At 66.6% G+C, this 12,365-nt stretch carries 14 protein-coding genes; 2 read left to right on the top strand and 12 right to left on the bottom strand.

From position 1 onward, the window contains the following. From VN419_RS14225 to VN419_RS14190, 8 genes are all read right to left on the bottom strand, one after another. On the bottom strand, nucleotides 1-396 hold a 396-nt coding region (locus tag VN419_RS14225), incomplete at its 3' end, for a ribosome maturation factor RimM (RefSeq protein ID WP_414652940.1). 4 nt (nucleotides 397-400) lie between these two features. Then, nucleotides 401-634, bottom strand: coding sequence for a KH domain-containing protein (locus VN419_RS14220; RefSeq protein ID WP_325647878.1), 234 nt, complete (start codon nucleotides 632-634; stop codon nucleotides 401-403). 78 nt (nucleotides 635-712) lie between these two features. Beyond that, complete coding sequence (rpsP, locus tag VN419_RS14215; RefSeq protein ID WP_325647877.1) at nucleotides 713-952, bottom strand: 30S ribosomal protein S16; 240 nt, start codon at nucleotides 950-952, stop codon at nucleotides 713-715. 99 nt (nucleotides 953-1,051) lie between these two features. Beyond that, the gene (ffh, locus tag VN419_RS14210) at nucleotides 1,052-2,623 is read right to left on the bottom strand and encodes a signal recognition particle protein (RefSeq protein WP_325647876.1); all 1,572 of its coding nucleotides are present in this window, start codon (nucleotides 2,621-2,623) and stop codon (nucleotides 1,052-1,054) included. 147 nt (nucleotides 2,624-2,770) lie between these two features. Continuing rightward, the gene (locus VN419_RS14205) at nucleotides 2,771-3,556 is read right to left on the bottom strand and encodes a GGDEF domain-containing protein (RefSeq protein WP_325647875.1); all 786 of its coding nucleotides are present in this window, start codon (nucleotides 3,554-3,556) and stop codon (nucleotides 2,771-2,773) included. 48 nt (nucleotides 3,557-3,604) lie between these two features. Continuing rightward, nucleotides 3,605-4,102 carry a hypothetical protein gene (locus VN419_RS14200; RefSeq protein ID WP_325647874.1) on the bottom strand — a complete coding sequence of 166 codons (498 nt, stop codon included), beginning with the start codon at nucleotides 4,100-4,102 and terminating at the stop codon, nucleotides 3,605-3,607. A 197-nt stretch (nucleotides 4,103-4,299) separates the two neighbouring features. Continuing rightward, nucleotides 4,300-4,536 carry a hypothetical protein gene (locus tag VN419_RS14195; protein ID WP_325647873.1) on the bottom strand — a complete coding sequence of 79 codons (237 nt, stop codon included), beginning with the start codon at nucleotides 4,534-4,536 and terminating at the stop codon, nucleotides 4,300-4,302. A gap of 214 nt (nucleotides 4,537-4,750) precedes the next feature. Continuing rightward, nucleotides 4,751-5,476, bottom strand: a complete 726-nt coding sequence (locus VN419_RS14190) for a LexA family transcriptional regulator (RefSeq protein ID WP_325647872.1) — start codon at nucleotides 5,474-5,476, stop codon at nucleotides 4,751-4,753. A gap of 500 nt (nucleotides 5,477-5,976) precedes the next feature. Between VN419_RS14190 and VN419_RS14185 the strand changes: the two genes are divergently transcribed. Together VN419_RS14185 and VN419_RS14180 are read left to right on the top strand one after the other, a co-directional pair. Next, nucleotides 5,977-7,341 (top strand): phosphomannomutase/phosphoglucomutase, encoded by a 1,365-nt coding sequence (locus tag VN419_RS14185; RefSeq protein WP_325647879.1) that lies wholly within the window; start codon nucleotides 5,977-5,979, stop codon nucleotides 7,339-7,341. 177 nt (nucleotides 7,342-7,518) lie between these two features. Beyond that, nucleotides 7,519-8,325 carry an HD-GYP domain-containing protein gene (locus VN419_RS14180; protein WP_325647871.1) on the top strand — a complete coding sequence of 269 codons (807 nt, stop codon included), beginning with the start codon at nucleotides 7,519-7,521 and terminating at the stop codon, nucleotides 8,323-8,325. A 122-nt stretch (nucleotides 8,326-8,447) separates the two neighbouring features. Here VN419_RS14180 and VN419_RS14175 read toward each other — a convergent pair whose 3' ends face one another. From VN419_RS14175 to VN419_RS14160, 4 genes are all read right to left on the bottom strand, one after another. Further along, nucleotides 8,448-9,209, bottom strand: coding sequence for an SPOR domain-containing protein (locus VN419_RS14175; RefSeq protein ID WP_325647870.1), 762 nt, complete (start codon nucleotides 9,207-9,209; stop codon nucleotides 8,448-8,450). 42 nt (nucleotides 9,210-9,251) lie between these two features. After that, a complete protein-coding gene (gene argS, locus VN419_RS14170) occupies nucleotides 9,252-10,922 on the bottom strand; it encodes an arginine--tRNA ligase (RefSeq protein WP_325647869.1) in 1,671 nt (556 codons plus the stop codon). 88 nt (nucleotides 10,923-11,010) lie between these two features. Next, a complete protein-coding gene (locus VN419_RS14165; protein ID WP_325647868.1) occupies nucleotides 11,011-12,090 on the bottom strand; it encodes an elongator complex protein 3 in 1,080 nt (359 codons plus the stop codon). Then, nucleotides 12,087-12,365, bottom strand: a 279-nt coding sequence (locus VN419_RS14160) for an ATP-binding cassette domain-containing protein (protein WP_325647867.1), incomplete at its 5' end; no start/stop codon positions are given. The genes VN419_RS14165 and VN419_RS14160, both read right to left, overlap by 4 nt.

Genomic DNA, 12,365 nt, shown 5'->3' with positions numbered 1-12,365 from the left:
CACCGGGGTCTCGTCGGCCAGGAACACCTGCGAGCCCAGCAGGCGGTGCAGGTACTCCTCGCCCTCGTCCGGGGGCGGCAGGTCGGCCTCGGCGATGAGCACCTCGGCCCCGCGCAGGGCCTCGGCCGCGTTGCGGTCGGCCACGCCCTCCAGAACCAGGATGAGCCTGCCGTTGTGGTCGCGGGCGCTCTTCACCACGTAGGGGCGCGGACGCCCGCCTCCGCCCCTCTGGCCAGGAACGGCAGCGGGTGCGAGAAAGAGCGTACTGCCGGGCGCGAAAAGCAGCGGGGAGTCGGCATGGATGTCCATGCACAACTCCCCACGGATGCCGTGCGCCTTGGCCACGCGGGCCACGGCGACCAGTCCGCGCCGGTCGGTACCCGCTATGCCCGGCATGGCGCTATTCGATGATCTCGAGCACTGCGCGCCGCTTGGCCTTGGCCGAGGCCGCGCCAAGCAAGGTGCGCATGGCCCGTGCCGTGCGGCCCTGCTTGCCGATGACCTTGCCCAGGTCCTCTTTGGCGACCTTGAGTTCCAGCACAGCGGTCTGCTCGCCCTCGATCTCCGTGACCTTCACCTCGTCCGGGCTGTCCACAAGCGACTTGGCGATGTACTCGATCATGTCTCTGAGCATGGCGAAACCCCCATGGGAATTAAATGCGCGGGAGACGTGCCGTGAACCCCTGCCGCGAAACAGGCCATAGAAGCGGGCTTAGGCGCTCTTCTTGCCCACGAGCGAACGGACGGTGTCGCTGGGCGTGGCGCCGAGCTTGATCCACTTGTCGTAGTTGACGGTGTCGATGACGACCTCGGCGGGATCGGTCATGGGATTGTAGTGACCAAGGAACTCCAGCGGACGGCCGTCGCGGCGGCTGGCGCGCTCGAGCACGACCAGACGGTAGAACGGACGCTTCTTGGAGCCCATGCGGGTCAGTCGGATAGTAAGAGCCATGTTGTCTTTCCCCCTGAATTGAGTTGTTATTCGGTTTCAGTCCAAATGGCAAGCGCACGGGGCGCCAGCCGGTTCCGGCGCGCCACGCGCCGTGCTCCGTCAGCGCTTGTTGCGCTGCTTCTTGTTCAGCTTCTTCTTCTTGCGTTCGGCCAAAGTCTTCTTGGAAAGTTGTTTCTTGCCCTCGCCCTGCATCTGCGGCATCTCCGGGAAGCCGCCCATGCCACCGAGCGCCCCCATGTCGGGCATGCCCTGGGCCATGGAGTTCTGCATCATGGAAGGCGAAAGCTTGCCCTGGGGCTTGGTGCCGGGCATGGTGTAGCCTGCGGGCATGCCGGGGATCTTGGGCATCTTCGGCATTTGCGGGGCTTTGCCGCCGCCGCCCAGCATCTGCTGCATCATCTTGTTCATCTGCTCAAAATTCTTGATGAGCGCGTTGACCTCGCCCACGGTCTTGCCGCAGCCCTTGGCGATGCGCTCGCGTCGGCTGGGATTGATGATCGCGGGCTCGCGGCGCTCCTTCTTGGTCATGGAGTTGATGATGGCCTCGGCCTTGTCGATCTCCTTCTCCGGCACCTGCATGTCACCCAGCTTCTTCATCATGCCGCCCATGCCGGGGATGAGCTTCAGGATGCTTTCCAGCGAGCCGATCTTGCGCATGCGGCGCATCTGGGTCAGGAAGTCCTCGAGGTCGAACTTGGCCTGCTGCATCTTGGCGGCCAGCTTCTCGGCCTCGGCCGCCTCCATGGTGTCCTGGGCCTTCTCGATGAGCGTCATCACGTCGCCCATGCCCAGGATGCGCTGGGCCGCGCGGTCCGGGTGGAAGGGCTCCAGGTCGGAAAGCTTTTCACCCACGCCGACGAACTTCAGCGGCTTGCCCGTGACGCTCTTGATGGACAGGGCCGCGCCGCCGCGCGCATCGCCGTCCATCTTGGTCAGCACCACGCCGGTGACGCCCAGGCGCTTGTCAAAGGCCTCGGCCACGGTGACGGCGTCCTGGCCGGTCATGGCGTCGGCCACGAAGAGGATTTCGACGGGCTTGCAGCGCTCCTTGATGGCCGAGAGCTCCTGCATGAGCGGCTCGTCCACGTGCAGGCGGCCCGCGGTGTCGAAAAGGATGGCGTCGCATCCGGCCTCGGCGGCCTTTTTCAGGGCGTCGGCGCAGATGTCCACGGGGTTCATGTCCGTGGTGCTGGGATAGGCGGGCACGCCAAGCTGCTTGGCCAAAACGTGCAGCTGCTCGATGGCCGCCGGGCGGTACACGTCCGCCGGGACCAGGTAGGGCTTCAGCTTGTGTTTGGAGCGCAGCAGATTGGCCAGCTTGCTGGCCGTGGTGGTCTTGCCCGAGCCCTGCAGGCCGACCATCATGATGGTCACGGGCTTGCGCTTCAGGTCCAGGCCGGTCTGGGAGCCGCCAAGCAGCTCGACCAGCTCGTCGTGGACGATTTTGACCACCTGCTGGCCGGGGGTGAGGCTCTTGAGCACATCCGCGCCCAGGGCCCGCTCCTTCACGCGGTCAACGAAGTCCTTGACAACCTTGAAGTTGACGTCGGCTTCCAGCAGGGCCATGCGCACTTCGCGCAGACCGTCCTGGATGTTTTTTTCATCCAGGCGGGCCTGGCCGCGCAGATTGCGGAAGGCTTCTGAGAGTCGGTCGGTGAGGCTGTCGAACACGTGGTTTTCTCCAGGCAAAATCAATCCGCGCCGCCGGTTCCGCTTTCGCGGTCCGGTGCGGCCCGGCGCAAAAAGAGATTGTGTGTTACATAAGCGGTCGGGTCAAGTCAAGGAATTGTACAGGGGGCCCTGCGATGAACGCGGAGCTCATCCTCCGGCTCCCTCCACCGCTCCCGGCCCCTTTTCCTGGGCCAGGGCCAGAGCGCTCTTGAGCCGGCCCACAAACTGTTCCGGCGAGTCGTCCGGGTGGGCCTGGGCCACGCCCACGCTGGCCGTCAGGCGCACCTCCTGCCGGAAGGCGTGCGCGGCCACCAGAGCCGCCAGCTTCTCGGCAAAGCTCGCGGCCTGCTGCTCCCCAATGCCGGAAGCAAGAATGAGGAAGCGGCCGCTGCGCCAGCGGAACAGGAAATCCGCCCGGCGCACATGCTGCCGCAGCAGCTGGGCCAGTTCGTGCAGCACCAGGTCGCCGGTCTCGTAGCCCTTGGTCTCGTTCACCTGGCGAAAGCCTTCGGCGTCGAGCATGATGCCGCACACGCTCAGCCCATAGCGCCGCAGGGCGTCCAGCTCGCGCACGATGAGCTGGTCGAAGGCCGTGCGGTTGAGCGCGCCGGTGAGAGCGTCGCGGTGGCTGTGCTGGTCCAGGGCGTGGGCCAGGTGCTCCACACGGATGACGGCCTCGCGGTAAGGCCTCACAAAGGCGGAGTAGACCACCGCGGCCTGGATGCCCAGGGCGGCGAGCCCCACGGCCAGGGCGCCGTACATCTCGGAGGCCAGGGCCGGCCCATGGTCCGGGTGGTCGCGCAGCAGGGAATAGGCGGCCAGGAATTCGGCCGCCAGAGCCGCGGCCAACACCGCAACGGTGGCCAGATACACAAGGCTCGCGCCGCGTCCTTGCGGCACGGCAGACGTGGGACTGCTGTCATCCTGCGGCATGGCGAGTCTCCCTTGCGCCAATGCCAGGCGCATGTGGCCGGCGGGCTCCTACTTTTTCGCGGGGGGCTCGTAGGTGTAGCGCAGCTCGCCCAGGCCGTTCTTCAAACGCAGGTCGATGTTCACGCTGTCCCAGGTCCAGCCGTAGCGGTCGCCCACTTGGCGGCCGGGGCCGTACAGCTCGATGAGATGGTCCTTGATGAGGAAGAAGTTGGCCTCGCCCTCGAACATGATGCCCGCGCCCATGAACTGTCCCTTGGGGAAATAGTAGGCCACGGTGCGCACATCGGCCTGGCCGAGCTTCAAAAGCTCGTCCGGGCGCTGAAAGGTGCCGGGCAGGGGCTTGGGGCTGGTGACCGGAACCAAGCCGAGGGCGGCCTTGGCCTGGTCCAGGCTTGCGCCCCAGGGCAGATCGCGGAAGCCTTTGGGCGCGGGCCGGGTGGCGTAGGTGTTGTCCGGGCGCACGGGCTGGGGCGACCGTTTGGGACGCTGGACAAAGGGCGGGGGCGTGTCGGCGTCAACGGCGCCAGCGCCGTTACCGGGCGCCATGGGAGCTCCGGACGCGTCCGACGGAAGGGTTGGAGCGCCGGGCGTCTGGGCGGAAAGAACGCCGGGAGCGCCGAGGCATATCGCCGCCAGGGCGAGGGCGGCCAGAAATGAACGCATGGAGCCTCCAGGACGCGAATATGCGCCTAGGAGATTCTCCCCTGTCCGGTCCGGGAAATCAAGGGGTGCCGGCCCGGTATTTACAAGTACATGGCCTGGGACTGCGCACGGGCCAAGGCCAGTTCGCGCGTTTCCAGCACCATGCGCCCCAGGCGCAGCAGCTTTCGGCCGGAGCTGATGTCCTCCAGCAGGCGCTTTTCCCGCGCCAGGCGCAGGGTCAGACGGTACGGAGCCGCGTGGAAGGGGTCCGTGACCTCGTACACGCGGAACAGGTCAAGGGGCAGCAAGGCTTCGTGGTTGTGGTTTGCGTGCGCCATGGCGTCCTCCTGGCGGTTTGCGGCGGGCTGACGGTTTTACGGCTGTCGTTCCTGCCTGACGCAAATGATGCACAAAACGCGCCCGCCACGAATTGCCGTGCTCCACCATGGGCTTGGCGAATGCGCTCTTGGCGCGCCCCCTAGGTCCTGCCGGAAAACGGACAAAATAAAGCCCCCCGCGCCGAAACACGGGGGGCTTTATGCGCAAATTTCGCTAGGCCAGCGGGTTCAGGTTCTGCATGACCCAGACCACACGCCCCAGAGTGCGTGCGGCCATCTCGGCGGCGGGCACGTGCAGGTCGGCATGGCTCTTGTCCTCGGCGCGCAGGACGAACTGGCCGTCCTGATAGTACACGCGGCGGATGAGCAGGCCCTGGTGAGGAAAGTGCACGGCGCAGAGATCTCCGTCCGGGTGCTGGCGCTGGGCCATGTCCACGCCCACAAAGGCTCCGCGCAGGATGACCGGCTCCATGGCGGCGGAATCGACGCGCAGCACGGCCAGCTCCGGGCGGTGGTAGGATTCGGGGATGGACAGGTCCTCAGTCGGCTGGGGCGCCCAGACGTTAGGATCGGCGCTGGATCCGGTCATGGTGGACACCTGCACCACACGGCCGCGGGCATTGGCGCGGCCATAGCTGGCCGGGGCCTCGCGCAGCAGATTCTCGGCCGCGACGGCTCCGCGGCTGGCGTTCAAGTACACGGGCTCCTGCCCGTCGGAAAGCCAGTTGGGATTCAGCCCGTGGCTGCGATAGAGCTTCAGGAACCAGTCCGAAGGCACGGAGCAGCGCCGCTTGGCGTCAGAGATGCTCGACTGCCGCACCTCCAGAACCTCGGCCAGCTGCACCTGCGTGCGGGCGCCGGTGGCCTTTTTGATGCGCTCCATGGCTTCCTCGAACCAGTGTTCCAGGCGCTCGTCGCATTTTTTCTTCAGCTTTGCCACTGCAGTCCTCCGTATTTGTCTTCCTGTATCGATAACCTGCGAGATAGAGAGTCTCTATTTTCCCAATCGGACACAAGGTCACCACAGCGATACTATAGTTGTTCGAAAATGCTGCCGTCAAGCAGAAACATATAAGTCACAGAGCGGCCCCCAGGCCTTCCGCAATTAGTAGTGCGGGGTTGCAGTACCGCACTACCCACGCACTCAACACTAATACATCTTATATCACGTCCCTACTCTGTCAATATGCGTTCACAAAAATTAAGTAGAATCAGTATGCAATACCCTTCTCCGGCACGGGGTAGCTATCACAAGCGGGGGCCGATGTTCTTTCGACGTGGGTGCTTGCCTGCTACTGCACTACCGGGAACCCCTTCCGCCTCATGTCTTCCCAGGCGGCTTCAGCTATGCTAACAATCCCCAACGCGTGCAAAGCACAGACAATATCAATCTGGGGTAGGCCCTTGGCCGGGCATACCCCGGCCCCGCGAGAACCGATGATGAACACAACCGCCTCACGCATATTCAGGGCTTACGACATCCGCGGCATCGTCGGCCGCGACTTCGACGCCGACTGGGTGGAACGCCTGGGCCGCGCCTGCGGCGCCTATTTCTTGTCCTGCGGGCATGCCCGCGCCGTGGTGGGTCACGACTGCCGCCTCACCTCGCCGGAGTTTCAGGAGCGTCTTGTGCACGGCCTGTGTTCCACGGGCGTGGACGTGCTGTTCCTCGACATGGTGCCCACGCCGGTGTGCTATTTCGCCATCCGCCACCTGGGCTACCAGGCCGGGGTGATGATCACCGCCAGCCACAACCCGTCAGAGTACAACGGCTTCAAGGTCTGGGCGGGCAAGAGCACCATCCACTCCGGCGAGATACAAAAGCTCGCGGGCATGATGGAGCTGGGAGAATTCCCGCAGGGCGCAGGCATGGCCACCCAGCACGACATAGCGCCCGCCTACCTGGAGACCGTAGCCCCGCTGGTGCGGCTGAACCGCTCGGTGAAGGTGGTGCTCGACGGCGGCAACGGCGCGGCCGGGCTCATCGCCCGCGACCTGCTGCGCCGGGCCGGAGCCGAGGTCATCGAACTCTTCTGCGAGCCGGACGGCCGCTTCCCCAACCACCACCCGGACCCGGTGGAAGAGAAGAACTTGGGCGCCCTCAAGGCCAAGGTGTTGGAGACCGGGGCCGAGGCGGGCATCGGACTCGACGGCGACGGCGACCGCATCGGCGTGGTGGACGAGAAGGCCCAGGTCATCCACGGCGACCGGCTGCTGGCGGTGTTCGCCCGGCAGGTGCTGGAGGAAAAGCCCGGCTCGGCGATCATCGGCGACGTGAAGTGCTCGCACCTCCTGTTCAACGACATCGCCCGGCATGGCGGCCGCCCGATCATGAGCGCCACCGGGCACTCGCTTATCAAGGACCGCCTGCTTACGGAAAACGCCGCCCTGGCCGGAGAGATGAGCGGCCACATGTTCTTCGCCGACCGCTACTACGGCTTCGACGACGCGCCCTACGCCGCCCTGCGCCTGGTGGAGATACTCTCGCGCTCGGCCGCGCCCGCCTCGCAGATGCTGGACGACTGGCCGCAGACCTTTGTTACGCCCGAACTGCGCGTGGACTGCCCGGAGCACAGCAAGTTCGCCGTGGCCGACAAGGCCCGCGAGGAATTCGCCAAACTGTACACCCTGGAAGGCGATGACGGCGCGCGGCTGGTGTTCCCGGACGGCTGGGCCCTGGTGCGCGCCTCCAACACCCAGCCCGCCCTGGTGCTGCGCTTCGAGGCCGAAAGCGCCGAGCGCCTGGCCGAGCTGCGGCAGCTGGTCGAGGTGCCCCTGGCCCGCTGGATCGCCGAACTGTCCTAAGCGCCAAAACGGCAACCATCCACTAAGCCCCGCTGGAAACTTCCGGCGGGGCTTTTCTTTGGCATAAATGAAAATCATGCTGGAGCTGCTAAAAGCAGCGATATTGATGTTGACATTCATTTTCAATTTTATCATAAAGGGGCTGCGCGACGGGACGAACCCCGGAGGCGCAGCACGATGGCCAAAAACGCAGAGCAGGAGACCGGCATGTACACGCAGAACCCAGGAACAGGCACGAAACGCGCGGCCACAAGGCCCCGCAAGAGCGAAGCGTGCGGCTGCTCCGGAAAATGCGGGGGCATGGGCGCCTGCGCCACGAAAACCGCCCACGAACTGGCCGAGAGCCTTGGCCGGGCGGTGGACGCGCGCGACCGCCGGCTGTTCCAGCACTCCACTGTGGTGGCCGACCTGTCCAGCCTGCTGGCCCAGGCCCACGGCCTGACCCCGCGCCAGGCCGAAATGGTGCACATGGCCGCCCACCTGCACGATGTGGGCAAGATCGGCATCCCGGATTCGATCCTGCTCAAGCCCGGACCGCTGACGGACGGCGAGTGGCAGATCATGCGCCGCCACCCGGTCATCGGAGTGGAGATACTGAAGCCCGTGACCGTGTTTTGCGGCAGGCCCGGCGTGTGCGAGATCGTACTGGCCCACCACGAGCGCTTCGACGGTACAGGCTATCCCTACGGCCTGAGTGGCAACGACATCCCGCTGGGCGCGCGCATCGTGGCCGTGGCCGACGCCCTCTCAGCCATGACCGAGGAGCGCCCCTACCGCCGGAGCCTCAGCCTGAGCGAGGCCGTGGCCGAGGTGGCGCGCTGCTCCGGCACGCACTTCGATCCTTGCGTGGTGCGCGACCTGTTGTCCCTGCGGGGCGTGCTGGAAGGACTGCTCCAGACCGCCGCGACTGAGCCCTGCATGCGCGCCGAGGAAACCCTGGCCCCCCTGCCGGATGTGTGCCGCAGCTTGGCCAAAAGCGCCTAGCCCACAAATTTCACAGCCCACCTCCACTCCACCGCCCACGCTCCATTCCTCCCTCCTTACGCAGAGGCGGCCCGGACGACGAACATCCGGGCCGCCTCAAGCCGTCTGTATGCGGAAGGAAACTAGTTGGCTGGGGTCTTGGAGCGCATGACGAGTTTCTGCGCGCCGATGCTGGCGAGCTTTTCCTTCAGGGCGCGGGTGTCCGTCGGCGTGCCCTGAAAGAACACCACCACGCGGTGCCAGTTCTTGCCGTCGGCCGTGCCGGACTCGATATCGCCCTTGAGGCCCAGGCTTTTCACACGCTTCAGGTAGCCCTTGGCCGATTCGGCGTCCGGGAAAGTGGCGGCCTGATAGGCATAGTCGTAGCGGCGGGTGTCGGGGTCTGGCTTTTCGGCGGCCTTCTGTTCCGTGGGCTTGGCCGCGGCCTTGGCGTCTTTTTTGTCGCCGGGCTTTTCGCCGGGCTTCTCGGCGGGCTTGGCGGCAGCCTTTTCAGCCGCCTTTTTGTCCGCCAGCTTCTCCGCAGCCTGCTTGGCGTCTTTCTTCGCGTCCTTCTTCTCGGAAGCCTTGTGCTCCGAGGAATCTATGGGGCGGGACGGGGACGGCCCCTCGTGCTTCTTGCCCAGCTGCTCACTGTAGCCAAGCTCCTCGGGCTTCAGCACCTCGGGCATGGGTTTGGCCAGGCTCTCCCTGGGCATGATGCCTGCGACCACGGGCACGGCGGTCTCCGGCCTGTGGCCGCGCCCCACCAGCACCCCCAGCACGAAGAACAGGCACAGGGCCAGGGTGAGCCCCGTGACCAGGACGGCCATGCCGCCAAAGCCCAGGGTGAAGGAATACTGTCTGCCCGAGCTGTTCGGGTCCTTAATCCTGATGGGCGCGTTCATCTGCCGGGGCTCCTTGGGGTGCTCTTGGCGGCGCGGACCGGCCTAGGCCGCGTCCTCGCTCACCTGATCCATGCGTTCCGGCGCGCTTACGCCCAAGAGGTCCAGCCCGGCGGCCAGGGTGGCGGCCACGCAGGACAGGAGCAGCAGGCGGGCGGAAGCCACGTCCGGCCCGGCGGAAAGCACATGGTGCTGCGTATAATATTTATGCAGACCTGCGGCAAGCTCGGAGAGATAATGGCTCACCATGTGCGGGGCCAGGGTCTCGGCCGCGGCGGCCACCATGTCCGGGAAGCGCTCCATCAGGCGGCAGAGCTCCAGGTCCTCCGGGGTGTCCAGGTGCGCGCAGGCGGCGGCGCCCGGCGCGGCCGGGCTGATGCCCGCGTCCCGCGCCTTGGCCAGCATGGAGTGCACGCGGGCGTGGGCGTACTGCACGTAGTACACCGGGTTGTCCATGCTCTTCTTGCGCACCAGCTCCAGGTCGAATTCCAGGGGCGAATCGCTCTTGCGCGAAAGGAACAGGAAGCGCGCGGCATCGGCCCCGACATAGGACACAACGTCGGCCAGGGTCTCGAACTTGCCCGCGCGGGTGCTCATGGCCACCTGCTCGCCGTCCTTCAACAGGCTCACCAGCTGCACCAGGATGACGGTGAGCGCGCCCTTGCGGCCCAGAGCCTCCACCGCGCCCTGCATGCGCGGCACGTAGCCGTGGTGGTCCGCACCCCAGATGTCGATGACGCGGTCGAAGCCGCGCTTGAACTTGTCATGGTGATAGGCGATGTCCGAGGCGAAGTAGGTCAGCTCGCCCGAGGACTTCCGGAGCACGCGGTCCTTGTCGTCGCCGAACTCCGTGGTCTTGAACCACAGGGCGCCGTCCTGCTCGAAGGCCAGGCCGCGCGCGGCCAGATCGGCGAAGGTTTCGGCAATGCGCCCGGCGTCCACCAGGCTTTTTTCGGAGAACCACACGTCGTGACCCACGCGGAAATCGCGCAAGTCCTGCTTGATGCCCGCCAGGATCTCGTCCACCGCCTCCTTGAAGCAGATGTCGATAGCTTGCGATTCCGGCAGGTTGAGAATGTCTGGATATTGTCTGTGCACACGCGCGGCGATATCCTTGATGTAATCGCCCCGGTAGAAATCCTCTAGATCGGGAATGTCCTGCCCCGCGAGCTGGCGCAGGCGCAACCACACGGAATCGCCCAGAATGCGCATCTGCCGGCCCGCGTCGTTGATGTAGTATTCGCAGGAGACCTCGTGCCCGGTCTTGCGCAGGAGGCGCGCCAGGCTGTCGCCCAGGGCCGCGCCCCGGCCGTGGCCGATGTGCAGCGGCCCGGTGGGATTGGCGGAGACGTACTCCACCTGCACCTTCTGGCCCTTGCCCAGGGAGGATGCGCCATAGGCCGCGCCCGCCGCGCTCACGTCGCCCAAAATGGAGTGCCAGAAGCTCTGGGCGAAGGTGACGTTCAAAAAGCCCGGCCCGGCCACCTCGATGCGCTCGAAATGCGAGGACTGGCCGCGCAGGTCCGCCGCCAGGGCCTCGGCCAGGTCGCGCGGCTTCTGCTTGGCCGGACCGGCCAGCAGCATGGCCACGTTGGCGGAATAATCGCCGAACTTGCGCTCGCGCGGGGGCTCGATGAGCGTCTTCTCCGGCCAGGGCAGGTCCATGCGGGTGAGCGCGGCGCGCAGGGCATCTTCGAAATATTGCTTGGCTTTCATTGCTTCCCCTTCAAAAAAACTGCACCTGCCTACCAGATTTCCCGCGCAGAGCAAAGCCCCGCGCCATGGGCATTCCCGCAAGGGGGCCCTACTCCGCGCACAGGGCCAGGTCAGGCTCGTCCCACAGGCGCAGGGCCAGGCCAAGGGCCGCGTATTCCGGCGCAAGGGCGTTCTTCTGGCCCAGCGCCTCGCCCTGCAAGCGGCGCGGGAGGTTCAGAATCATCTTCGATGAGGGCGCGGGCTCCGGCAAGGCCGTAAGCTGCGCGGCCACATGCCGCAACAGCGCACGGCCGCGCGCCAGCTGCCCAAGGGCCGGGTGCCGGGGCCCGGCCAGGATGGCAAGCCCCTCCTGCTCCGCCAGGCCCATGCGCGCCGTGGGCACGCCAGCGGCCCAAAGTTCCAGCAAGGCCAAAGCCAGGGCGTCCACCGTGGCCTCCAGCTCCCAGGGCGCATAGCCGCCTGCGCGCCACAGCGCGGCCAGGGGCGTGCCCTCCAGCACCAGGCAGGGATACAGGCGCGCCAGCTCCGGCCGCAAGGCCGCGGCCTGGGCCACGTCCGCCCGGAAGGCCTCGGGCGTGTGCCCCGGCAGGCCGGGCATGAGCTGGATGCCCAGGCCGAGGCCCGCCTCGCGCACCGCCGCGCAGGCGGCCAGCACCGTTGCGCCGCCGTAGCCGCGCCGGCTGGCCAAAAGGGCCGCGTCGTCGAAGCTCTGCACGCCCAATTCCACCAGCGACAGGCCAAGGGCCTTCAGCTCCGCCAACTGCGCGGGGTCCACGGCGTCCGGCCGCGTGGAGCAGCGGATGCGTGAAAGGCGCCCGCTGGCCAAGTGGTGTCCTGCCAGCGCGACGAAGCGCCGGGGCCAGGGTGCGGGCAAGGCCGTGAAGGTCCCGCCGTAAAAGGCCAGCTCCGGCGGGTCGGCCGTCGCGGGCAGCTCGGCTAATTGCGCCTCCAGGCGGGCGTGGATGTCTTCCAGGGGCTGCGGGGTCTGGCCGGTCTGCGCGGCCTGGTCACAGAAAATGCAGCGCTGCGGGCAGCCCGCAAAGGGCAGGAACACGGGCAGGATTTTACGGCGCGTGGGCCGTGGCGGTTCAGGATGGGGGAAGCGCAACAGGATGTGCCCGCCAGAGGGCTCGGACGGGGACGGGAGCGGTGACCGGCGCGGGCTCATGCGCCTGCGGGCGCGGGATTCGCCGCCACGCCCGGCGCGGAATCGGACACCAGCCGCCCGTCGGCGATGCGGATGATACGCCCGGCCTGGGCGGCCACGCCCTCGTCGTGGGTCACGAGCACGATGGACGTGCCGGTGGAGTTCACCTGGGCGAACAGACGCATGATCTCCGCGCTGGTGGCGCTGTCCAGCTGGCCCGTGGGCTCGTCGGCCAGGATGAGCCGGGGGCGGTTCAACAGCGCCCGGGCCATGGCCACGCGCTGCTGCTGCCCGCC

This window comes from Humidesulfovibrio sp. (assembly GCF_035560995.1).
Lineage (GTDB): Bacteria > Desulfobacterota > Desulfovibrionia > Desulfovibrionales > Desulfovibrionaceae > Humidesulfovibrio.
Note: the sequence above shows the minus strand (reverse complement) of the source record. Positions and strands in the feature narration are given on the sequence as shown.